The sequence below is a fragment of the Polymorphospora sp. NPDC051019 genome (genome assembly GCF_040683055.1).
Classification (GTDB): domain Bacteria; phylum Actinomycetota; class Actinomycetes; order Mycobacteriales; family Micromonosporaceae; genus Polymorphospora; species Polymorphospora lycopeni.
This window is the reverse complement of the sequence record NZ_JBFBCH010000027.1, coordinates 1-21,115: the sequence shown is the minus strand read 5'-3', so window position 1 is coordinate 21,115 and position 21,115 is coordinate 1. Positions and strand designations below refer to the sequence as shown.

22 protein-coding genes are annotated in these 21,115 nt (G+C 72.1%); 19 read left to right on the top strand and 3 right to left on the bottom strand.

What is annotated here, in order from left to right:
- The first annotated feature begins 41 nt into the window (after window positions 1–41).
- From folB to AB0M79_RS31845, 5 genes are all read left to right on the top strand, one after another.
- Complete coding sequence (gene folB, locus AB0M79_RS31865; RefSeq protein ID WP_357535317.1) at window positions 42–410, top strand: dihydroneopterin aldolase; 369 nt, start codon at window positions 42–44, stop codon at window positions 408–410.
- Window positions 407–970, top strand: a complete 564-nt coding sequence (gene folK / locus AB0M79_RS31860) for a 2-amino-4-hydroxy-6-hydroxymethyldihydropteridine diphosphokinase (protein WP_364221021.1) — start codon at window positions 407–409, stop codon at window positions 968–970. The genes folB and folK overlap by 4 nt, the downstream gene beginning before the upstream one ends.
- A gap of 47 nt (window positions 971–1,017) precedes the next feature.
- Window positions 1,018–1,488 carry a DUF3180 domain-containing protein gene (locus AB0M79_RS31855; protein WP_364221168.1) on the top strand — a complete coding sequence of 157 codons (471 nt, stop codon included), beginning with the start codon at window positions 1,018–1,020 and terminating at the stop codon, window positions 1,486–1,488.
- A gap of 191 nt (window positions 1,489–1,679) precedes the next feature.
- On the top strand, window positions 1,680–3,089 hold the full coding sequence (locus tag AB0M79_RS31850; RefSeq protein WP_364221018.1) for an ABC transporter permease: 1,410 nt from the start codon (window positions 1,680–1,682) through the stop codon (window positions 3,087–3,089).
- Window positions 3,090–3,189: 100 nt separating this feature from the next.
- Window positions 3,190–3,495, top strand: coding sequence for a hypothetical protein (locus tag AB0M79_RS31845; RefSeq protein WP_364221015.1), 306 nt, complete (start codon window positions 3,190–3,192; stop codon window positions 3,493–3,495).
- Between the two features lie 281 nt (window positions 3,496–3,776).
- Here AB0M79_RS31845 and AB0M79_RS31840 read toward each other — a convergent pair whose 3' ends face one another.
- The gene (locus tag AB0M79_RS31840; RefSeq protein ID WP_364221012.1) at window positions 3,777–4,805 is read right to left on the bottom strand and encodes an ATP-binding cassette domain-containing protein; all 1,029 of its coding nucleotides are present in this window, start codon (window positions 4,803–4,805) and stop codon (window positions 3,777–3,779) included.
- A gap of 2 nt (window positions 4,806–4,807) precedes the next feature.
- Between AB0M79_RS31840 and AB0M79_RS31835 the strand changes: the two genes are divergently transcribed.
- From AB0M79_RS31835 to AB0M79_RS31820, 4 genes are all read left to right on the top strand, one after another.
- Window positions 4,808–5,530 carry an ABC transporter permease subunit gene (locus AB0M79_RS31835; RefSeq protein ID WP_357535326.1) on the top strand — a complete coding sequence of 241 codons (723 nt, stop codon included), beginning with the start codon at window positions 4,808–4,810 and terminating at the stop codon, window positions 5,528–5,530.
- Window positions 5,527–6,249: an ABC transporter permease gene (locus tag AB0M79_RS31830; protein WP_357535328.1), complete on the top strand. Its 723-nt coding sequence runs from the start codon at window positions 5,527–5,529 to the stop codon at window positions 6,247–6,249. The genes AB0M79_RS31835 and AB0M79_RS31830 overlap by 4 nt, the downstream gene beginning before the upstream one ends.
- Before the next feature lie 195 nt (window positions 6,250–6,444).
- Window positions 6,445–7,446, top strand: coding sequence for a glycine betaine ABC transporter substrate-binding protein (locus tag AB0M79_RS31825; protein WP_357535330.1), 1,002 nt, complete (start codon window positions 6,445–6,447; stop codon window positions 7,444–7,446).
- Window positions 7,447–7,597: 151 nt separating this feature from the next.
- A complete protein-coding gene (locus AB0M79_RS31820) occupies window positions 7,598–8,815 on the top strand; it encodes a hypothetical protein (RefSeq protein WP_364221007.1) in 1,218 nt (405 codons plus the stop codon).
- A gap of 3 nt (window positions 8,816–8,818) precedes the next feature.
- On the opposite strand, the gene AB0M79_RS31815 is transcribed toward AB0M79_RS31820, so the two are convergent.
- Both AB0M79_RS31815 and AB0M79_RS31810 read right to left on the bottom strand, forming a co-directional pair.
- Window positions 8,819–9,976, bottom strand: a complete 1,158-nt coding sequence (locus AB0M79_RS31815) for an NADH-quinone oxidoreductase subunit D (RefSeq protein ID WP_364221004.1) — start codon at window positions 9,974–9,976, stop codon at window positions 8,819–8,821.
- Window positions 9,977–10,017: 41 nt separating this feature from the next.
- Window positions 10,018–10,977, bottom strand: coding sequence for an SAM-dependent methyltransferase (locus AB0M79_RS31810; protein WP_364221165.1), 960 nt, complete (start codon window positions 10,975–10,977; stop codon window positions 10,018–10,020).
- Between the two features lie 257 nt (window positions 10,978–11,234).
- Between AB0M79_RS31810 and AB0M79_RS31805 the strand changes: the two genes are divergently transcribed.
- From AB0M79_RS31805 to AB0M79_RS31760, 10 genes are all read left to right on the top strand, one after another.
- Window positions 11,235–12,230, top strand: a complete 996-nt coding sequence (locus AB0M79_RS31805) for a DUF2520 domain-containing protein (RefSeq protein WP_364221001.1) — start codon at window positions 11,235–11,237, stop codon at window positions 12,228–12,230.
- On the top strand, window positions 12,227–13,093 hold the full coding sequence (gene panC / locus AB0M79_RS31800) for a pantoate--beta-alanine ligase (RefSeq protein ID WP_364220998.1): 867 nt from the start codon (window positions 12,227–12,229) through the stop codon (window positions 13,091–13,093). The genes AB0M79_RS31805 and panC overlap by 4 nt, the downstream gene beginning before the upstream one ends.
- 27 nt (window positions 13,094–13,120) lie before the next feature.
- Window positions 13,121–13,549, top strand: coding sequence for an aspartate 1-decarboxylase (gene panD, locus AB0M79_RS31795; RefSeq protein ID WP_364220995.1), 429 nt, complete (start codon window positions 13,121–13,123; stop codon window positions 13,547–13,549).
- A 91-nt stretch (window positions 13,550–13,640) separates the two neighbouring features.
- Window positions 13,641–14,540 (top strand): septum formation family protein, encoded by a 900-nt coding sequence (locus AB0M79_RS31790; protein ID WP_364220992.1) that lies wholly within the window; start codon window positions 13,641–13,643, stop codon window positions 14,538–14,540.
- Window positions 14,541–14,616: 76 nt separating this feature from the next.
- Entirely contained in the window at window positions 14,617–16,284 is a 1,668-nt protein-coding gene (locus AB0M79_RS31785) for an L-aspartate oxidase (RefSeq protein WP_364220989.1), read from the top strand.
- Window positions 16,281–17,165, top strand: coding sequence for a carboxylating nicotinate-nucleotide diphosphorylase (gene nadC, locus AB0M79_RS31780; protein WP_364221162.1), 885 nt, complete (start codon window positions 16,281–16,283; stop codon window positions 17,163–17,165). Before AB0M79_RS31785 ends, nadC begins: the two co-directional genes overlap by 4 nt.
- A gap of 2 nt (window positions 17,166–17,167) precedes the next feature.
- A complete protein-coding gene (locus AB0M79_RS31775) occupies window positions 17,168–17,926 on the top strand; it encodes a type III pantothenate kinase (RefSeq protein WP_212825796.1) in 759 nt (252 codons plus the stop codon).
- Between the two features lie 95 nt (window positions 17,927–18,021).
- Window positions 18,022–19,530: a lysine--tRNA ligase gene (lysS, locus tag AB0M79_RS31770; protein ID WP_357535342.1), complete on the top strand. Its 1,509-nt coding sequence runs from the start codon at window positions 18,022–18,024 to the stop codon at window positions 19,528–19,530.
- Between the two features lie 97 nt (window positions 19,531–19,627).
- Window positions 19,628–19,978 (top strand): Lsr2 family protein, encoded by a 351-nt coding sequence (locus tag AB0M79_RS31765; protein ID WP_357535343.1) that lies wholly within the window; start codon window positions 19,628–19,630, stop codon window positions 19,976–19,978.
- A gap of 388 nt (window positions 19,979–20,366) precedes the next feature.
- Window positions 20,367–21,115 (top strand): Clp protease N-terminal domain-containing protein (locus AB0M79_RS31760; protein WP_364220984.1); only part of this gene is annotated, 749 nt, incomplete at its 3' end.

Genomic DNA, 21,115 nt, shown 5'->3' with positions numbered 1-21,115 from the left:
CAAGGCGCCCGGAGCACCGACGTCGAAGGAGGACCGTCGCGATGACCGACCGGATCTCGCTGACCGGGCTGCGCGCCCACGGCCGGCACGGGGTCTTCGACTTCGAACGCGAGCAGGGCCAGGACTTCGTCGTCGATGTCGTGCTCGACGTCGACCTGCGGCCGGCGGCCGGCTCCGACGACGTCGGCGACACCGTCCACTACGGCGAACTCGCCGAACGTCTGGTCGCGGTGGTCACCGGCGAGCCGGTCAACCTGATCGAGACGCTGGCCGACCGGCTGGTGGCGGTGTGCCTGTCCGACGTACGGGTCAACTCGGCGACGGTCACGGTGCACAAGCCGCAGGCGCCGATCCCGCACGACTTCGCCGACGTCGCGGTCACCCTGACCCGGACCAGGCCGGGGACATGACCGGGCAGCGGAGCGCGGGCACCGGGAAACCCGGGACCCGGGCGGTGCTGTCGCTGGGCAGCAACCTCGGTGACCGGATCGGCCGGCTACGGGCGGCGGTGGCGTCGTTCGACGACGTGCTGCTGGTCGCGTCCGGGGTGTACGAGACGCCGCCGTGGGGCGACGCCGACCAGCCGGCGTACCTGAACGCGGCGATCCTGGTCGAGGACGCGGAGGCCACGCCGCGGGAGTGGCTGGAACGGGCCCGGGCCGCCGAGGTGGCGGCCGGCCGGGAGCGGGACCCGGCCCGCCGCTTCGGGCCGCGCACCCTCGACGTCGACGTGATCGTGGTCTGGGACGCCGACGGCGAGCCGGTGCTCAGCGACGACCCGGAACTGACCCTGCCGCACCCCCGGGCGCACCTGCGGGCCTTCGTGCTCCGGCCGTGGATCGACATCGACCCGTACGGGCGGCTGCCCGGCCACGGATGGCTGACCGACCTGCTCAACGCGGAGCCGCTGGCGAGCGAGGTCACGGACCTCAGCCCGCGACCGGATCTGCCACTAGAGTCGGTTTCGTGAGCGAACCGGACTCTTCCCGGCGTCGGCCGGCGCCCGAGCAGCCACGTCTGGGCCCGACCCGACCGGCCACGCTGGTCGTCGCCGGGCTGGCCGCGGCGGCGCTGGCCTGGCTCGTCATCAGCAATGTCTACTACCGGGCGTTCCCGGACCTGCCCTGGCTACCGACGGTGACGATCCTCGGTTTGGCCGTGCTGGAGGGCTACGCGGCCGTGAACACCCGGGCCCGGATCGACCGCCGGCCGGGGCGGGAACCGGTGGAACCGCTGACGGTGGCGCGCTTCGTCGTGCTCGCCAAGGCGTCCTCGCTGGCCGCCTCGATATTCGCCGGTTTCTACGGTGGGATCGCCGCCTGGCTGCTGATCGAGCCGACGAAGGCGGCGTCCGACGACCTTCCCGCCGCCGTCGGCGGACTGGTCGCGTCGCTCGCGCTGGTCGGTGCCGCGCTGTGGCTGGAGCGGTCCTGCCGGGTGCCGAAGCGGCCCGACGAGGAGCAGCAGGCGGACGAGTCGCGGGAATGATCGGGAAAACCCCGGGCAGCGACAACAGATACGGGGGGTGACGCCCAGGCGGCCACGCGGGTACGGTGCGTCCGACTGGTTCGACCCCGCCGACGTCGTCGGATCGGGCCGGTCATCCGACCGACTCGGCGTCCCGACGGCGACGAAGGGCCAGGTAGTGGTCGGCTGAATGACCACAGGAGGCCCGTGAGATGTCGTACGACGAGTCGAGGTTGCCCCGACGTGACCCGGCGGGCACCGATCCGCTGTTCGGCTCGCGGAACGACTCGGCCCTCGACCCCGGACGCGACTCCGACCCCGATCCGCTTCCGGGGCGCCGCGCCCCTGGCGGCCCGGCCGCGACCAGCCCCGCCGGCGTCGCCACGACCGCGGCCACCGGCTCCAGCACCGGCCCGGACGGGGCCGGCGAGCGCCGTACGGCCGATCCGGGCACGACCGCGACGCAGCGCACCGTGCCGCCGGCCGTTCTCGAGGACGTCTTCGACGACCCGGCGCACGGCGAGCCCGGCCGCGACCGGATGGCGATCCACGTGGCGTGGGAGATCGTTCTGCTGCTCGGCGTGCTGGCCGTGGCGTTCATGCTGTACCGGGAGAACCCCGACGCCGTACGCGTCGACGCGCTCGACTCGCTGCTGGTCTTCGCGGCCGCGCTCGGCCTGCTCACCCTCGCCACCGGCCTGACCCTGCGCGCCGGCACGCCGAACCTCGCCCTGGGACCGGTCGCGATCGCCGCGGCGCTGCACTTCGCGGAGCAGAGCGACCGGGGGGTCCTTGACACGGTCGCGGTCGCCGCGCTCGCCGCCGCCGCCCTCGGCGCGGTGATCGCCGTCGTGGTCGTCGGGTTCCACGTACCCGCGTGGGCCGCCACGCTCGGTGCCGCGCTCGCGGTCATGGTCTTCATCGGGCAGCGGTCGGCGCCCGTGACGGTGCAGAGCACGTACGACCCGACCGGGCAGGCACTGTACTTCTTCGGCGGGTTCGCCGCCCTCGCCCTGCTCGGTGGCCTGCTCGGCAGCATCAGGGCGATCCGCCGGACGGTCGGGCGGTTCCGGCCGGTCGCCGACCCGGCGCGCCGCCGGGGAGCACTGGCGGGTGCGCTCGCCGCGGCGGTGCTCGTCTCGTCGATGCTGTTCGCCGTGGTGGCCGGGGTCCTCCTCGCCGGCGGCACGACCGGCCCGGTCGTGCCGACCCCGGGACTGGAGTGGACCGGGCTGGCGCTGGGCGCCACCCTGCTGGGCGGGACCAGCGTGTTCGGCCGGCGCGGCGGGATCTTCGGCAGCCTGCTGACCGTCGTGCTCGTCACGCTGTTCATCACGTACGCGGCGGAACGTGGTTGGGACATCTCGCTGTACGCGGTGGCCGCCGCGACGATCGTGGCCGGGTTGGTGGTCAGCCGGCTGGTCGAGACGTTCGGGCGGCCGAGGTCGGCCACCGTACGTGACGAGGACTGGCTGAACGAGCCGGCGATCACCCGTACCTCGGGCTGGTCGGAGCTGCGGTCGCAGGATCCGGACTCGTGGTCGAGCGGGTTGCCGCCGCAGCCCGCCGACCGGCGGCTGGACTCGTGGGGCAGCGGCCGCTGGGGTTCGGAGGACCGCTGATCCGGCGTGTTCGGGGGCGCCGACTCCCGGGCACCGGCCGTGCCGGCGGGACGATCAACGGTTACGCTCGGCCCATGAGCGAGCGAAGCGGGTGTGGGGCATGACCGAGTCGTCCGGCGGCGGGTCCGGCCCCGAGTTCGCCGAGCTGGACGCCCTGCCCACCGAGGAACTGCGCGAGCGGGCCTTCGCCGTGGCGCGGGACAACCGGGACGTGGCCTTCTTCTGGTCGGTCCTGCGGCACCTTCCGCACGCCGACGACGCCGCGGAGCTGGACGGTTCGCCGAACTCGGTGGGGCCGACGATCGACGACGCGGTCGCGCTGTGGCGTGAGTTCACCGGGCACGGCTACGCCGAGTCGGAGCCGTTGCTGCGCGCCGCCTTCATCGACTACCTGCTCAAGCACTGACCCGAACCGGCTGGTGGGTCGGACAAGGCCGCCGGTTTCCGGACAGTCGGTTTCGCCGATGGACCTGTGGGAAATACCGGGCACATGGCTTGCAGGGGTCGTTATCGGACCGCTCCAGGGCGCCTGGGCGGTCCGACGCCGGTGCGAGCCCCGCCAGCGGTCGTACACCAACGGGCCGTCGGCGTCGCGGGTCTCGGCGGCTACCGCAGACCTGATTCGGCACCACCCCCCGGTGCGCGGCCGGGCTTGTCCCCCCGGGTCCGGCCGCGCACTCCCCGGCGCTACCGTGCGGGGTCGGCCGGGTAGTCGATGCTGAGGATGCGATGCCGGCTCAGCAGGCCGACCGGCTCCGCCCCCTCGACGACCCGGCAGTGGTCGGCGTTCGTGGTCAGCATCCTGGCGAGCGCGTCGTAGAGCGACGAACCGAGTTCCACCGTGGGCAGTTCGTCGATGTCATCCACAGTGGATAGCGGATCGAGCAGGTCCCGGGACACCGGGGTGACGGCCAGCCGGCGGATACCCCGGTCGGTGCCGACGAACTCGCGTACGAAGGCCGAGGCCGGTTCGCCGAGCAGCTTCGCCGGTGAGGCGTACTGCTCCAGCCGGCCGCCCTGGGACAGCACCGCGATCCGGTCGCCGAGCCGGACCGCCTCGTCGAGGTCGTGGGTGACCAGGACGATCGTCTTGCGTACCTCGGCCTGGAGGCGCAGGAACTCCTCCTGCAACCGGGTACGCACGATCGGGTCCACGGCCGAGAACGGTTCGTCCATCAGCAGCACGACCGGGTCGGCGGCCAGGGCACGCGCCACGCCAACCCGCTGTCGCTGCCCGCCGGAGAGTTCGTGCGGGTAGCGCCGGGCGAACTTGCCCGGGTCGAGGCCGACCAGTTCGAGGAGTTCGTCGGCCCGCTTGCGGATCCGGTCCTTCGGCCAGCCGAGCAGCCGCGGCACGGTACCGACGTTGGTGCGGATCGTCTGGTGCGGGAAGAGCCCGACGTTCTGGATGACGTATCCGATCCGGCGGCGCAGGGTCACCGGGTCGGCGCTGGTCACGTCCTCACCACCGAGCAGGATCCGGCCGCCGGACGGCTCGATCAGCCGGTTGATCATTCGCAGGACGGTCGACTTGCCGCAGCCGGACGGGCCGATGAGGACCATCAGTTCGCCCGCCTCGACCTCCAGGCTCAGCTCCGAGACCGCCACCGTCCCATCGGGATACTGCTTGCGGATCCGGTCGAGCGCGATCGGCGCGGCGCCGGACGGCACGGTCGCTGCGGGCGCGGCGGAGCCCGCCTCCGGGGTAACGTCCACGTATGTCCTTCCGCGGATTGTCCAGCCTCACCGTGCTGGCCGGCGAGCGATTCGCCTACGAGGGCCCGGGCAATCCCTGGTTCTCCTGGCGGTACGTTCGGGACAACTCGGAGACCATCCTCGCCGCACTGCGCGAGCACGCGACCCTGACCGCGCAGGCGGTCGTCATCGCGGCGGTGGTGGCACTGCCGCTGGCGGTGGTCGCGTACTGGTTCCGGCCCCTCACCGGGCCGATTCTCGCACTGTCCGGCGTCCTCTACACGATTCCCTCGCTGGCGCTGCTCGCCTTCGTCGCCCCGTACGTCGGCACGACCAATCCGGCCTCGGTGCTGATCGCCCTCGTGCTGTACGCCCTGCTGTTGATGGTGCGCAACACCCTGGCCGGACTCAACCAGGTGCCGGAGGAGGCCCGGGACGCCGCGCTCGGAATGGGCTACGGCAGGCTCGGGCGACTGCTGCGGATCGACCTGCCGCTCGCGCTGCCGGGCATCATCACCGGCGTACGGCTCGCGACCGTCTCGACCGTGGCGCTGGTCACCGTCGGTTCCCTGATCGGGTTCGGCGGCCTCGGCGACCTGATCCTGGGCGGGTTCCGCAACAACTTCTACAAGGCGGAGATCCTGACCGGCACCATCCTGTGCGTGGGCCTCGCCCTCGTGCTCGACCTGCTGCTGGCCGGGATCGGCCGGCTGCTCACCCCGTGGGCCCGCGGGAGCGTGCGATGAACCCGATCGAGCAGGCGATCGTCTGGCTCAACGACCCGCTCAACTGGACCAATCCCGGCGGGGTCCTGGACCGGCTCGGCGAGCACCTCTACATCTCGGCGGCGGCGGTCGCGCTCGGCTGCCTGATCGCCTGGCCGGTCGGGCTCTGGCTGGGGCACACCGGCCGGGGCGGCGGCGCCGTGGTGCTCATCTCCAACCTGACCCTGTCGATCCCGACGATCGCCCTGCTGACCATCCTGCCGCTGACCTTCCTGGGCTTCGGCAAGCCGCCCGTGATCATCGCGCTGGCGGTCTTCGCGATCCCGCCGCTGCTCGCCAACGCCTACACCGGCGTGCGCCAGGTCGACCCGGAGACCCGGGAGGCGGCACGCGGGATGGGACTGTCCGGTGGGCAGGTGCTGCGCCGGGTCGAGCTGCCGCTCGCGGTGCCCTACCTGGCCGCCGGGTTCCGTACCGCCGCGGTGCAGGTGATCGCCACGGCCGCGCTCGCCTCGTTCGTCAACGGGGGCGGGCTCGGGCAGATCATCAGTGCCGGGTTCGGGCTGGGCATGTCGGTCGGCGGTGGGCAGATCCTCGCCGGCGGTCTGCTCGTCGCGGTGCTCGCCGTACTGGTCGAGGGGGTGCTCGCCGTCGTCGAGCGGGCGGTGACGCCGCGGCCGTTGCGGCGTACCCGGGGACGGGCGGCGCGGCGGCAGGCGGCACCGGTCGGCAAGGCCTGACCGGACAGGCAGAACCGGTCACCACACGTAACTCCTCAACGCCACGTGACGATCTGATGACAACATCGCCCTCGAGTTGTCGCACCCGACGCTCATTGGGTTGGGTGAAAAGTAACGGGCGGCGACATCGACGAATCCGCCCGTCGGACACGCGGCCGGCCATCGTGGTCGCGCCGGGACACGGAAGGCGGGCTGATGCGCGCAGGTTCACGGTTGGCGTTGGGTGCGGTGGGAATGCTCGCCGCCGCGGGCTTCCTCGCCGGTTGCGGCGATGCCGGTTCCTCCGGCACCGAGGCCCCCGACACCGGTGCCTCGGGGGCCGGGTGCGCCCCGGTCGCCGGCACCCAACTCGTCGTCCTCGAAGACGACAAGAAGCTGCAGAACACCGACAACATCATCCCGGCGGTCAACGCCGAGGCGGCGACCCCCGAGCTGATCGCGGCGCTCGACAAGGTCTCCGACGCGCTCGACACCACCAAGCTCATCGCGCTCAACAAGGCGGTCGACGTCGACCGCAAGACGCCCAAGGTGGCGGCCGAGGAGTTCGCGACCGCCAACAACCTCACGACCGGTGTCACCGCCGGCCCGGGCGGCGCCATCACCGTCGGTGCCGCCAACTTCAGTGAGAACCAGACCCTCGGTGAGCTGTACCGCATCGTGCTCACGGCGGCCGGCTACGACGTCACCGTGCAGCAGATCGGCAACCGGGAACTCTACGAGCCGGCGCTGGAGAAGGGCGAGATCCAGGTCGTCCCGGAATACGCCGCCACCATGGCCGACTTCCTCAACGGCAAGGTCAACGGCGCGAACGCGCCGGCCGTCTCGTCGCCCGACCTCGACCAGACCGTGACCGGGCTGAAGACCGTCGGCGAGCCGGTCGGCATCACGTTCGGCAAGCCGTCGCAGGCGCAGAACCAGAACGCCTTCGCCGTGACCAAGGAGTTCGCCGACCAGTACGGCGTCACCACGCTGTCCGACCTGGCCAGCAAGTGCTCGGGTTCGGCGACGGTGCTGGCCGGCCCGCCGGAGTGCCCGCAGCGGCCGAAGTGCCAGGCCGGTCTGATCGAGGTCTACGACTTCCGGGCCGGTTCGTTCAGCTCGCTCGACGCCGGCGGACCGCAGACGAAGTCGGCGTTGACCAGCGGCACCGTGAGTGTCGGGCTGGTCTTCTCGTCGGACGGCGCGCTCGCCGGCTGACCCGTACCGTGGTGAACGGGCCGGCGTCCGGGCGGACGCCGGCCCGTTCCGTGCCCGGCCCCGACCGGGGGCCACCGGTCCGGGCGGTCGGCGCCGGTGCCGTGGCCGCTCCGGTTCCACGTCGAAGGTTCGGTCGGTAGGCTGCACAGCCATGCCCGCCGAGGAGGCACCCCTGAAGTTGGCCGTACGGCCCCTGCTGCCCACTCTGTTCTGGGTCGGGGTCGGGCTCGCGCCGCTCGCGGCGCTGCTGATCCTGCTGGCCCGGGGCGAGGGTGTGTTGCGGATCGCGGCCGTGCTCGCCGTCCTCGGCACGGTGCTGATCGGGCTCTCGGTGACCCTCGGCCGGGACGTCGGCGTCGGTCGCGCCGGTCTGGAGGACCGGCTGCTCGACGAGATCGACGTCCTGCGTGAGGAGTTGCGCACCGACATCTCGACCGCCGCGCGCGGCGCGCACCGCGTCTCCGGTGAGCAGCTCCAGCGCCTCCACGACGAGGTGCAGTCCCTGCGCGGACAGCTCGAGGCGATGCGGTCCGGTCCGGGGTGGGCCGAACCCGCGCCGGCCGCCCCCGGCCGCAGCGGCGCGCACCAGGGCGTCGCCGCGTCGCCGTACGCCGGCACCGCGGCCGTCGGTGCGCCGCCGGCCGTCGGCGCGGCCCCGCCCCCGGCCGGTGGGCGGGCGTCGGTTCCCGGCAGCGCCCCGATGTCGCGGGGGGTGGTCCGGCACACCGAAACCGTCCATGTCACGACCCGACACACGATCGTCGACGAGGACGGTCCGGACTACGGCCAGGAGCGGTCCGGTGGCCTGCACGGCCGTCCCTACCGGCCCGAGGTTCCCGAACCGCCGGATCCCGGACCGCCCGCCCCGGACCGCTGGGATTCGGAGCCGCGCGCCGTGGAGGCGGCCCCGACCGGGTACGCCCACCGCTCCGCGAACCGGTGGGCCAGCCTGCGCAGCGACGAGCACGGCAGCGAACTACGGGTCGGTGAACGGCGGGCGGCCGCCCACGCCGACGGGTCCGGCGCGCAACTGCACGTCGAGGACCGGTGGGCGACCGTACGGCGGGAGGAGCCGCGAACCGGGGGGCGCCGCCGGGCCGAACCGGACGACGAGTGGCCGGTCGGGTCCCGGGCCGCGCCGGGCCGTGATCCGGGCCGGGCCGACCGGGGGCGGGCCGAGCAGGAGCCGGGCTGGCGGGACCGCGAACCCGACGGGCCGGGCTGGCGGGACCGGGAGCCGGACAGGGAAGCCGGAGCCGGGCGCCGTGGCGAGCAGCCGTCGCGGCGCGGGCGCCGCCGCCGGGACGACGATGAGGAACTGTCGTCCGGGTACGACGTCAGCCGGCATACCGACGACCGCTGGCGCTGACGGCTACTTGTCGACGTCGCCGACGACGAAGAACATCGACCCGAGGATCGCCACCAGGTCGGGAATCAGGCAGCCGGGCAGCAGCGCGGACAGGGCCTGCACGTTGGCGTACGACGCGGTGCGCAACTTCAGCCGCCACGGCGTCTTCTCGCCCCGCGACACCAGGTAGTAGCCGTTGACGCCGAGCGGGTTCTCGGTCCAGGCGTACGTGTGTCCCTCCGGGGCCTTCACCACCTTGGGCAGCCGGACGTTGACCGGGCCGGTGATCCGGTCGACCTCATCGAGGCAGCGTTCCGCGAGGTCGAGGGAGACGTACACCTGGTCGAGCAGGACCTCGAACCGGGCGTGACAGTCGCCGGTGTCGCGGGTGACGACCGGGACGGTCAGCGACCCGTACGCCAGGTAGGGATCGTCGCGACGCAGGTCGAAGTCGAGCCCGCTGGCCCGGGCGACCGGCCCGGACGCGCCGTAGGCGGCCGCCTGCGCGGCGGTGAGCACGCCGACCCCGACGGTGCGGGCGAGGAAGATCTCGTTGCGTCGGATCAGGTTGTCGAGGTCGGGCAGCCGGCCGCGGACCTGCCCGATCGCCGCGCGGGCACGCTGGGTCCAGCCGGCCGGGACCTCTTCCTTCAGGCCGCCGACCCGGTTGAACATGTAGTGCATCCGGCCGCCGGAGACCTCTTCCAGCACCGCCTGGAGGGTCTCCCGCTCCCGGAAGGCGTAGAACATCGGGGTGAGCGCGCCGATCTCCAGTGGGTAGGAGCCGAGGAACATCAGGTGGTTGAGCACCCGGTTGAGTTCGGCGAGCGCGGTGCGCAGCCACACGGCCCGCTCCGGCACCTCGATCCCCATCAGCCGCTCGACGGCGAGCGCCACGCCGAGTTCGCTGGAGAACGCCGACAGCCAGTCGTGCCGGTTGGCGAGGACCATGATCTGGCGGTAGTCGCGTACCTCGAACAGCTTCTCGGCGCCCCGGTGCATGTAGCCGACGACCGGCTCGCAGGAGACCACCCGCTCGCCGTCGACGACGAGTTTGAGCCGCAGCACCCCGTGCGTCGACGGATGCTGCGGGCCGATGTTGAGCACCATGTCGGCGGTGTCCAGGCCGGCGCCGGTGCCGACGGTCACCTCGCGTAGCGCACCGGTGGTCATGCCCGTCATCGTGCCATGGCGACGCGGTGGGACGGGACCGCCCGGGCCGGTCAATCGAGGACGATCGGGTCGATGCCGACCGGCTGGAGCAGCCACCAGTGTCCCCCGAGTCCGGTCGGCGCCAGCAGTTCGGCGGCGGCGGAGGCGGCGGCGAGGGCACGGACGTACCCCGTCGGGTCGGTCGAGGCCAGGGGCAGCGGCGGCCGGCCGCCGTCGACCCCGAGCGCGCGCAGCGCGGTCCGCTGGGCGAGCAGCTGGTACGGCAGACCGGCCACCGCCGCGCCGGCCGCGGCGACGGAGTCGACGGCGACGTGCGCGGTGACGTCGCACGAGCCGTCGGGTACGGGGAGCACCTGGCGGCCGTGGCGGAAACCGGTGAGGGTGCCGGTCGCCGGCCGGTCGGCCCGTACGTGCCCGTAGTCGACGGCGAGGGCCAGCCCGCGGTCGAGCGTGCCGACCGCTTCCGCCCAGGCCAGATCCCGGGACAATCCGATCTCCGCCGGCCCGGCGCCGGGCCACCAGGAGGTCAGCCACCCGGCGTCGGCGGGGTCGAGCGGCGTACCGGTCGATTCCACGCCGGTTTCGGGGTCGACCAGGACGTAACGGGGCGGCGAGGCGGTCCCGCGGTCGGCGACGTCGAGCGGTACGTTGTCGAGCCACTCGGTCGCCAGCAGCAGGCCGGTCACCCGGTCCGGGAGCCGGTCCCGCCACCCGATCATGGCGGGCAGGTCGGCCGGGCGGGGGGCGAGTTCGACCGCGGTCAGCCGGAGCCGCTCGCGAAGCCCGGCGGGGGCGAGGCCGGCGAGGGCGGTGAGGAGTTCACCCCGACCGGCCCCGACGTCGACCACGTGCAACGGGTCCGGCCGGCCCAGGACCCGGTCGGTCCGGTCGAGCAGGCGCAGTACGGCGCCGGTGAAGGCGGGCGACGCGTGGACGCTGGTGCGGAAGTGGCCGGCCGGTCCCGGTCCGGTCACGAAGAATCCGTCCGGGCCGTACAGGGCCGCGGACATGGCCTCCCGCCAGCGGATCGAGGGCACTTCCACACCTTCCGTCGATGACCGGGCCACCCTAGCGGTGGGCGACGGTCGGTACCCGCCCGGCGCCCAGGTAATCGGACAAAAGGTGCACCGGTCGATCGACCGGCGTTGCCGCGTCGGGGCACCCGCCAGGGCGGTGAAGGTTTTCACACATGCTTGTCCCCGGTCTGTAACAACGACGCATACTTGCGATCGACCGGTACCACATTTTCGAGGACTGGATCATCGCTATGAGCGCACCATCGCGCCCGCGGCCGACCGCTTCCACCCGCCGTGCCGACACCGGCGGACCCGCCGGGGCCGGGTCGGGCCGTACGGGCCGGCCAACCACCGTGACCACCCGCCCACTGACCATCGGCATCGTCGGTGCCGGCCGTGTCGGCGCGGTGCTCGGAGCCGCCCTCGCCCGCGCGGGCCACCGGATCGTCGCCGCGTCCGGGGTCTCCGCCGCCACCCGGGCACGCATCGGCCAACTCCTGCCGGACACCGCCAACCTGCCCGCCGACGGGGTCGCCCGCGCCGCCACCGACCTGCTGATCGTCGCCGTACCGGACGACCGCATCGGGGCCGTCGTCGCCGGGCTCGCCGACACCGGCGTACTGCGTTCCGGTCAGGTCGTCGCCCACACGTCCGGGGCACACGGGCTCGACGTCCTGGCGCCGGCCACCGCCGCCGGTGCCTACCCACTCGCGCTGCACCCGGCCATGACCTTCACCGGCACCGCCGCCGACCTGGCGAACCTGCCCGGGATCTCGTACGGCGTGACCACGCCCGACGCCCTGCGACCGTTCGCCGCCCGGCTGGTCGCCGACCTCGGTGGTACGCCGGAGTGGGTGGCCGAGGCCGACCGCGCCCTCTACCACGCGGCGCTCGTGCACGGGGCGAACCACCTGGTCACGCTCGTCAACGAGGCGCTGGACCGGCTGCGGGACGCCGGGGTGGCCCGGCCGGAGAAGGTGCTCGGACCACTGCTGCGGGCGTCGCTCGACAACACGCTGCGGCTCGGCGACGCGGCCCTGACCGGTCCGGTGTCGAGGGGCGACGCCGGCACGGTCGCCCGGCACCTGGCCACGCTGGCCGTCTCGGCACCCGACTCGGTGCCGGGTTACCTCGCGCTCGCCCGCCGTACGGCGGACCGGGCGATCGCGGCCGGACGGCTGCGGCCGGTCGACGCGGAACCGCTGCTCGGCGTACTCGCCGACCAGCGTCAGGAGGTGGACGCGTGACCGTCGTCGTATCGGACCGGCAGGCGCTGGCCGCGGCCCGGGCGGCGCTGCCGGGCAGCGTGGCCGTGGTGATGACGATGGGCGCGCTGCACGCCGGGCACGAGACCCTGCTGCGGGCCGCCGCCGAGCGGGCCGACCACGTGCTGGTGACCATCTTCGTCAACCCGCTGCAGTTCGGGCCGAACGAGGACTTCGACCGCTATCCCCGCACCCTGGAGGTGGATCTGGAGATCTGCCGGGCGGCGGGGGTGGCCGTGGTGTTCGCCCCGACCCGCGACGAGATCTATCCGGGCGGCGAGCCGATGGTCCGCGTCGACCCGGGCGCGCTCGGCGGGCAGTTGGAGGGGCAGAGCCGGCCGGGGTTCTTCAACGGCGTGCTCACCGTCGTGCTCAAGCTGATCCAGTTGACCCGGCCCGACTTCGCGTTCTTCGGCGAGAAGGACTATCAGCAGCTCACCCTGGTCCGCCGGATGGCGCGCGACCTCGACCTCGGGGTGGAGATCGTCGGCGTGCCGACCGTGCGGGAGCCGGACGGGCTGGCGCTGTCGAGCCGTAACCGCTACCTGTCCGGTCCGCAGCGTCGGGCGGCGGTGCGGCTGTCGGCGGCGCTGCGCGCCGGGGCGGCCGCCGCGGCGGACGGGCTGGGTGGTGCCGCCGCGCTGTCCGCCGCCCGGACCGCCTTCGAGCCGGGTACGGCCGTCGGTGACGACGCCCCGAAGCTGGACTATCTCGTGCTGACCGATCCGGACCTGGGGCCCGCCCCGGTCACCGGCCCGGCCCGGCTGCTGGTGGCGGCCTGGGTCGGCCAGACCCGGCTGATCGACAACGCGGCGATCGAGCTGGCCCCGCCGGCCACCCACTGAACCCTGTCGAGTCGAGGAGTCGTCCCGATGTACCGCACCATGCTCAAGTCCAAGATCCACCGAGCCACCGTCACCCAGGCCGACCTGCACTACGTCGGCTCGGTGACCGTCGACGAGGATCTGCTGGACGCCGCCGACCTGCTCCCCGGCGAGCAGGTCACGATCGTCGACATCACCAATGGGGCCCGGCTGGAGACGTACACGATCCCGGGGCCGCGCGGCACCGGGGTGATCGGCATCAACGGCGCCGCGGCGCGGCTGGTGCAGCCCGGTGACCTGGTGATCCTGATCTCGTACGCCCAACTCGACGACGCGACGGCCCGCTCCTACCGGCCGCGGATCGTGCACGTGGACGCCGCCAACCGGATCATCGAGTTGGGTGCCGACCCGGCGGGCACCGCGCCCGGGATGGTCGGCGACCCGGTCCGGGGGGACCAGGTCGCGGCGGCCGTCTGAGCGGTTGCCGGGATGTCCCGTTCAGAGGACTGACGTATGCTCGGCGATCCGAGCCGCGTACGCCTTGGGGAGGGTCGCGATGCGCCGTTGGTTGACCGCTGTCGCTGTCGCCGGCACAGCCACGCTGCTGCTGACGGGGTGCGGCAATCCGGCCGGGGTCGACGGCGACCTGGTCAACGGTTGGGCGGCGTTCCCGGAGCCGAAGACGTTCACGCCCGCGGCCGACGTCTGCCACAGCGCCGACTTCGCCGAGACCGCCTACCTGTCGTCGTACAACCCGGTCGACTGCTCGGCCTCGCACCGGGTCGAGACGATCTTCGTCGGGACCCTGACCGGCGCGGCCGCCGACGCGAAGAACCCGCCAACCGTCTCCTCGACGGACATCAAGCCGGCCTACACCGAGTGCGACGCCAAGGCGAAGGAGTTCGTCGGCGCCGACTGGCGGACCGGCCGGCTCTGGCTCGGCGTGGCGGTGCCGTCGCCGCAGGCGTGGAGCGGCGGGGCGCGCTGGTTCCGGTGCGACCTGACCGAGGAGTCGACGGTCGAGAACGACGGCGACAGTGAGACGGTGAGCCGCACGGCGAGCCTGCGTGACGCGCTGAAGAGCACCTCGCCGCTGAACCTCGGCTGCTATGCGGTCAAGCTGAACAGCAGCGAGCGGGTCGACACGATGGACCCGGTCGAGTGCACCAAGGAGCACAACAGCGAGTTCGTCGGGGTCTGGACCGCACCGGACGGCAACTACCCCAGCAAGGACACCGACTGGAACAAGTTCTACTCGGAGTGCCGCACGCTGGTCGGGCGGTACGTCGGCGTACCGCTGGACAACAACCTGCGCTACCGCACCGGCGTGATCGCGCTGCCCAACGGCCAGTCCGAGTGGCAGGCGGGCAACCGTGGCGTGCGCTGCTACCTGTGGATGGCCGACAAGAAGTTCACCCGGTCGCTGAAGGGCACCGGCAACAACGGGCTGCCGATCCAGTACCAGTGACCCGTCCGGGGCGGCGGGGGCCACTCCGGTGGCCCCCGCCCGCCGCCCGCCGAGCGGGGCGCGGTTGACTGTCCGGATGGACGTGCCGACACCTGGTCTGCCCGCACTGCCCCGTGCTCTGGCGGCACCGGCCCCGGGCTGGGTGGAGAACACCGACGTGGTGGTCGTCGGGTCGGGGATCGCCGGCCTGACCGCAGCGCTGCACCTGCGCGAGGCGGGGCTGCACGTCACGGTCGTAACCAAGGTCAACATCGACGACGGCTCTACGCGGTGGGCGCAGGGCGGCATCGCCGCCGTACTCGACCCGTTGGACTCGCCGGCCGCGCACGCCTCCGACACCGAGATCGCCGGCGTCGGCCTGTGTGACCCGGCCGCGGTGCGGGTGCTGGTCGAGGAGGGACCGAGCCGGGTCCGCGAGCTGATCCGGATGGGCGCGGAGTTCGACCGGCATCCCGACGGCTCGCTGATGCTGACCCGCGAGGGCGGTCACCGCGCCAACCGGATCGTGCACGCCGGGGGTGACGCGACCGGGGCGGAGGTCCAGCGGGCGCTGCACGCCGCGGTCGGTCGTGACCCGTGGATCCGGCTGGTCGAGCACGCCCTCGTCCTCGACCTGCTGCGGGCGGCGGACGGGCGGGCCTGCGGCATCACCCTGCACGTCCTCGGCGAGGGTAGCGAGGACGGCGTCGGCGCGATTCTCGCCCGGGCGGTGGTGCTGGCGACCGGGGGACTGGGCCAGGTCTTCGCGGCCACCACCAATCCCGTGGTGTCGACCGGTGACGGTGTCGCGCTCGCCCTGCGGGCCGGCGCGGCAGTGACCGATGTGGAGTTCGTCCAGTTCCACCCGACCTCGCTGGTGATCACCGATGCCGGCGGGGCGCCCCGGGCACAGCAGCCGCTGGTTTCCGAGGCGCTGCGGGGCGAGGGCGCCCACCTGGTCGACGCGGCCGGCCGGCGGTTCATGGTCGGCCGGCACGAACTGGCCGAGCTGGCACCGCGCGACGTGGTGGCCAAGGGCATCCACCGGGTCATGCTGGCCGACGGCACCGACCATGTCTTCCTCGACGCCCGGCACCTCGGCCGCGAGTTCCTGGAGCACCGGTTCCCGACGATCGTCGCCTCGTGCCGGGCCGCCGGGGTGGACCCGGTCACCGACCTGATCCCGGTCGCACCGGCCGCGCACTACGCCTCCGGCGGGGTCCGGACCGACCTGTACGGCCGTACCTCGATCCCGGGGCTGTACGCCTGCGGCGAGGTCGCCTGCACCGGCGTACACGGCGCCAACCGGCTGGCCAGCAACTCGCTGCTGGAAGGGCTGGTCTTCTCCCGGCGGATCGCCGAGGACATCCGGCGCGACCTGCCGGCGCAGGCCGATCCGGTGCCGGCCGATCCGGCCGAGCGGGAAGCCGGCTGGGTGGTCGACCCGCAGATCCGGCTTCCGTTGCAGCGGGCCATGACCCGTGGCGCGGGCGTGCTGCGGTCCGCCGACACCCTCGCCGGCACCGCGGCCGACCTGGTCCGGCTCGGCGCCGGCCGGAGCACGCCGCGTACGGCGAGCTGGGAGGCGACCAACCTGCTCACCATCGCGTCCGTGCTGGTCGGTGCGGCCTACCGGCGTCGCGAGACCCGGGGCTGCCACTGGCGCGACGACCATGTCGCCGCCAGCGACGAGTGGCTGGGCCACCTGGTCGCGTCGATCGGACCCGACGGCGCCGTCGGACACACCTGGGAGGCATCGTGCTGAAACCGTCCACCGTCGAGGCGTTGCGGGCCGACGGGCTCGACCCGGTGCTCGTCGAGCGGATCGTCCGGACCGCCCTCGAAGAGGACCTGGGCCCGGAGGGACTCGACGTCACCAGTGTCGCGACGATCCCGGACGACCAGTTCGACACCGCCGACGTGGTGGCCCGGGCCGGCGGGGTGGTCGCCGGGCTGGCCGTGGCGACGGCGGTGTTCGACCTGGCGACCAGCAGCACGGTGCAGGTGTCACCCCAGGTGTCCGACGGGACCCGGGTGGCGCGTGGGGACGTACTGGCGACGGTGTCCGGGCCGACCCGTTCGCTGCTGACCGCCGAGCGGACCGCGCTCAACCTGCTCAGCCGGATGTCCGGGGTGGCGACCCACACCCGGGCCTGGGCCGACGCCCTCGACGGCAGCAAGGCGATGGTGCTCGACACCCGCAAGACCACCCCGGGCCTGCGGGTGCTGGAGAAGTACGCCGTGCGCGCCGGTGGCGGCACCAACAAGCGCATGGGCCTGTACGACGTCGCGATGATCAAGGACAACCACAAGCTCGCCGCCGGCGGGATCACCGCGGCCTACCGGCGGGTCCGGGAGATGTTCCCGCGGGTGCCGGTGCAGGTGGAGGTGACCACGGTCGACGAGGCGGTCGAGGCGGTCGACGCCGGGGCGGACTTCCTGCTCTGCGACAACATGACCCCGATGCTGCTGCGCGAGGTGGTGGCAGCGGTCGGCGACCGGGCCGAGCTGGAGGCCACCGGCGGGCTGACCCTCGACGTGGCACCGGAGTACGCCGCCACCGGCGTCGACTACCTGTCGGTGGGGGCGCTCACCCACTCGTCACCTATCTTGGACATCGCCCTCGATCTGCGGCTCCGGAGCTGACCATGCTGCTCTGCATCGACATCGGTAACACCAACACCGTCCTGGCCACCTTCGACGGTGACAAGCTCGTGCACTCCTGGCGGATCAAGACCGATGCCAGGTCGACCGCCGACGAGCTGGGCCTGATGTTCCGGGGCCTGCTGGCCGGCGACGCGGTCGAGATCACCGGCGTCGCGGCCTGCTCGACGGTGCCGGCCGCGCTGCGCTCGCTGCGGACGATGCTGGCCCGCTACTACGGCGGAATCCCGAGTGTGGTGGTCGAGCCGGGGATCCGCACCGGCGTGCAGTTGGCGATCGACAACCCCAAGGAGGTGGGCGCGGACCGGGTGGTCAACACCCTCGCGGCACACGCCCTCTTCGGCGGACCGTCGATCGTGGTCGACTTCGGCACGACCACCAACTTCGACGTGATCAGCGCGCGGGGGGAGTTCCTCGGCGGGGCGTTCGCACCGGGCATCGAGATCTCGCTGGACGCCCTCGCGGCCCGGGCCGCCCAGTTGCGCAAGGTCGAGCCGACCAGTCCCCGTTCCGTGATCGGTAAGAACACCGTCGAGTGCCTCCAGGCCGGGATGTACTTCGGGTTCGCCGGCCAGGTCGACCGGATCGTCGAGCGGATGGCCGAGGAGTTGGGGGAGTTGCGCGCGGTGATCGCGACCGGTGGGCTCGCCCCGGTGGTGATCGACGAATGCCGCACGATCACCCACCACGAACCCATGATCACTCTCATCGGGCTGCGGATGGTCTTCGAACGCAACGTGTGACCCGCTCTGCCGGCCATAACCCGGTAACCGCCGCCGGACGCCTTGAGTACGCTCGGGGCCGAAACCATGCCCAGGACTACCCGAGGACGCCTTTCGTGACCGAGCAGAACCCCGCCCCCGTCGAGCCCGACGACGACCTTCCGGAGCAGATGCGGGTCCGCCGGGCCAAGCGGGACCGGATGCTGGCCGAGGGGATCGAGCCGTACCCGGTGGGGTTCGCGCGGACCGCGACACTGGCGGAGATCCGGGCACGTTACGCCGATCTGCCGACCGACACGGCCACCGGCGACAAGGTGTCCGTGGCCGGGCGGGTCATCTTCATCCGCAACACCGGGAAGCTGGCGTTCGCCACGTTGCGTGAGGGTGACGGCACGGAGTTGCAGGCGATGTTCTCCCTCGACCGGGTCGGTGCCGACCGGTTGGAGGACTGGAAGCGGCTGATCGACCTCGGCGACCACGTCGGGGTCACCGGCGAGGTCATCACCAGCCGGCGCGGCGAACTGTCGGTGCTCGCCGACTCGTGGGCGGTCACCGCGAAGGCGCTCCGCCCGCTCCCGGTCGCGCACAAGCCGCTGAGCGAGGAGGCCCGGGTCCGGCAGCGTTACGTCGACCTCGTCGTCCGCCCCCAGGCGCGGCAGACCGTCCGCACCCGGTCCGCGGTCGTGCGCAGCCTGCGGGATTCGTTGCACCGGCGGGACTTCATCGAAGTCGAGACCCCGATGCTTCAGTTGGTCCATGGCGGCGCCGCGGCTCGGCCATTCGTGACGCACAGCAATGCGCTGGACACCGATCTGTATCTCCGAATCGCTCCGGAGTTGTTTCTGAAGCGCTCCGTGGTGGGCGGGATCGAGCGGGTCTTCGAGATCAACCGCAACTTCCGCAATGAGGGCGTGGACTCGTCCCACTCGCCGGAGTTCGCGATGCTCGAGGTTTACGAGGCCTACGGCGACTACGACACGATGGCCGTCCTCCTGCGGGAACTCGTCCAAGAGGCGGCTATGGCCGTCAGCGGTTCGCACGTAGTCACCCACGCCGATGGGCAGGAGTTCGACCTCGGCGGTGAGTGGCGGTCGATCACGCTCTACGGATCGCTTTCCGAAGCGCTCGGCGAAGAGGTCACGGTCCGCACCGACATGGCGCACCTGGTCCGTTACGCGGAGAAGCACGATCTCGCGGTCGACCCGAAGTGGGGGCCGGGCAAGCTCGCCGAGGAGCTGTTCGAGGAGTTGGTCGTGCCGGGGCTGCGTGAGCCCACTTTCGTGCGCGACTATCCGGAGGAGACCAGCCCACTGACCCGGGCACACCGCAGCGAGCCGGGCCTGACCGAGAAGTGGGACGCCTACGTGCTCGGCTTCGAGCTCGGTACGGCCTACTCGGAGCTGGTGGACCCGGTCGTGCAGCGGGAACGGCTGATCGCCCAGGCCCGGCTGGCGGCCCGTGGCGACAGCGAGGCCATGCCGCTCGACGAGGACTTCCTGCGTGCGATCGAGTACGGAATGCCGCCGTCCGGGGGCATGGGATTCGGAATCGACCGGCTCCTGATGGCGCTGACCGGCTTGGGAATTCGGGAAACCATCCTCTTCCCGCTCACCCGGGCCCAGTAGATTCGACACAGTTTCCGTGTCCTATTGACGTGCCGTGCGCCTATCGGGCTATTGTTCTCTTGTTTGCGGGTGAACCTGCGCGAAAGGATTGTGGCACGTGGCGAAGCACATCATTCACAAGCTGGTCGATGACCTGGACGGCGGCGACGCGGACGAGACCGTCAAGTTCTCGCTCGACGGCGTTCAGTACGAGATCGACCTCTCCAACAAGAACGCCGGTAAATTGCGGGATCTTTTCGCCCCGTACGTCACCGCCGGCTCGAAGATCGGACGGGGCGGAGTCGTGGTCGGCGGGCGGGCCGCCCGTGGCCGGGGCGGGGCGGCCGCCGACCGGGAGCAGAACAAGGCGATCCGGTCCTGGGCCAAGAAGGAAGGCAAGGAGATCTCCGACCGGGGGCGGATTCCCCAGGAGATCGTGGACGAGTACCACCAGAAGGCCGGGCGCTGAGCCGGCCGCGGGTTCTCCGGTCCTTCGCCCGGGTCCGAGGTGTCACACCTCGGACCCGGGCGTGTTTTGTGCCTGCTTGAGACGTATGCCGGAAGTTCTCCACAGTCGGTGGAAGACGTTGTCCACATCCTGTGGAGAACGTCGGCCGAGGTTTCCCGTCGCTCCGCGAGGTGCCAATTTCGCTCTGCGCGTACAGCACGGCCCCCGGGAACACCCGGTGAGCGTGCAGAGTTGGATAAATCATCGCGTACCCGACCCGGTCCGGCACGCACGACCACAGCAGAGTCGGCTCGCGACGATAGAGTAATGCCACGGGCGTCCGCCTGGACGTTCCGGGCGCTGGCCCCGCCACGACCACTGGCGCACGGCACGTGAGGAGCACGAGGGCATGTTCGAGCGGTTCACCGACCGAGCGCGACGGGTTGTCGTCCTGGCTCAGGAAGAAGCCCGGATGCTCAACCACAACTACATCGGCACGGAGCACATCCTGCTCGGCCTCATCCACGAGGGTGAGGGCGTGGCTGCGAAGGCCCTGGAGAGTCTCGGTATCTCCCTGGAGGGCGTTCGCCAGCAGGTCGAGGAGATCATCGGCCAAGGCCAGCAGGCGCCGAGCGGGCACATCCCGTTCACGCCGCGGGCGAAGAAGGTCCTGGAGCTGTCGCTGCGTGAGGCGCTGCAGCTCGGGCACAACTACATCGGTACGGAGCACATCCTGCTCGGGCTGATCCGTGAGGGCGAGGGCGTGGCCGCCCAGGTGCTGGTCAAGCTCGGCGCCGACCTCAACCGGGTCCGCCAGCAGGTGATCCAGCTCCTGTCCGGCTACCAGGGCGGCAAGGAGCCCGCCGCGGCCGGCGCCACCACCGGCGAGGCCGCCCCGTCGACGAGCCTCGTGCTGGACCAGTTCGGTCGTAACCTGACCCAGGCGGCCCGTGAGGGCAAGCTCGACCCGGTCATCGAGCGCGAGAAGGAAATCGAGCGGGTCATGCAGGTGCTATCCCGCCGCACCAAGAACAACCCGGTGCTGATCGGTGAGCCCGGCGTCGGCAAGACCGCGGTGGTCGAGGGTTTGTCCCAGAAGATCATCAAGGGTGAGGTGCCGGAGACGCTGAAGGACAAGCAGCTTTACACGCTTGATCT

Bases quoted from the DNA above. Each gene is read 5' to 3' on its own strand.
- folK (WP_364221021.1), top strand. From the start codon at position 407: ATGACCGGGCAGCGGAGCGCGGGCACCGGGAAACCCGGGACCCGGGCG.
- AB0M79_RS31835 (WP_357535326.1), top strand. From the start codon at position 4,808: ATGTCCTTCCGCGGATTGTCCAGCCTCACCGTGCTGGCCGGCGAGCGA.
- AB0M79_RS31850 (WP_364221018.1), top strand. From the start codon at position 1,680: ATGTCGTACGACGAGTCGAGGTTGCCCCGACGTGACCCGGCGGGCACC.
- panD (WP_364220995.1), top strand. From the start codon at position 13,121: ATGTACCGCACCATGCTCAAGTCCAAGATCCACCGAGCCACCGTCACC.
- AB0M79_RS31825 (WP_357535330.1), top strand. From the start codon at position 6,445: ATGCGCGCAGGTTCACGGTTGGCGTTGGGTGCGGTGGGAATGCTCGCC.
- AB0M79_RS31820 (WP_364221007.1), top strand. From the start codon at position 7,598: ATGCCCGCCGAGGAGGCACCCCTGAAGTTGGCCGTACGGCCCCTGCTG.
- AB0M79_RS31815 (WP_364221004.1), bottom strand. From the start codon at position 9,976: ATGACGGGCATGACCACCGGTGCGCTACGCGAGGTGACCGTCGGCACC.
- AB0M79_RS31830 (WP_357535328.1), top strand. From the start codon at position 5,527: ATGAACCCGATCGAGCAGGCGATCGTCTGGCTCAACGACCCGCTCAAC.
- folB (WP_357535317.1), top strand. From the start codon at position 42: ATGACCGACCGGATCTCGCTGACCGGGCTGCGCGCCCACGGCCGGCAC.
- AB0M79_RS31785 (WP_364220989.1), top strand. From the start codon at position 14,617: ATGGACGTGCCGACACCTGGTCTGCCCGCACTGCCCCGTGCTCTGGCG.
- AB0M79_RS31845 (WP_364221015.1), top strand. From the start codon at position 3,190: ATGACCGAGTCGTCCGGCGGCGGGTCCGGCCCCGAGTTCGCCGAGCTG.
- AB0M79_RS31810 (WP_364221165.1), bottom strand. From the start codon at position 10,977: ATGTCCGCGGCCCTGTACGGCCCGGACGGATTCTTCGTGACCGGACCG.
- AB0M79_RS31805 (WP_364221001.1), top strand. From the start codon at position 11,235: ATGAGCGCACCATCGCGCCCGCGGCCGACCGCTTCCACCCGCCGTGCC.
- AB0M79_RS31775 (WP_212825796.1), top strand. From the start codon at position 17,168: ATGCTGCTCTGCATCGACATCGGTAACACCAACACCGTCCTGGCCACC.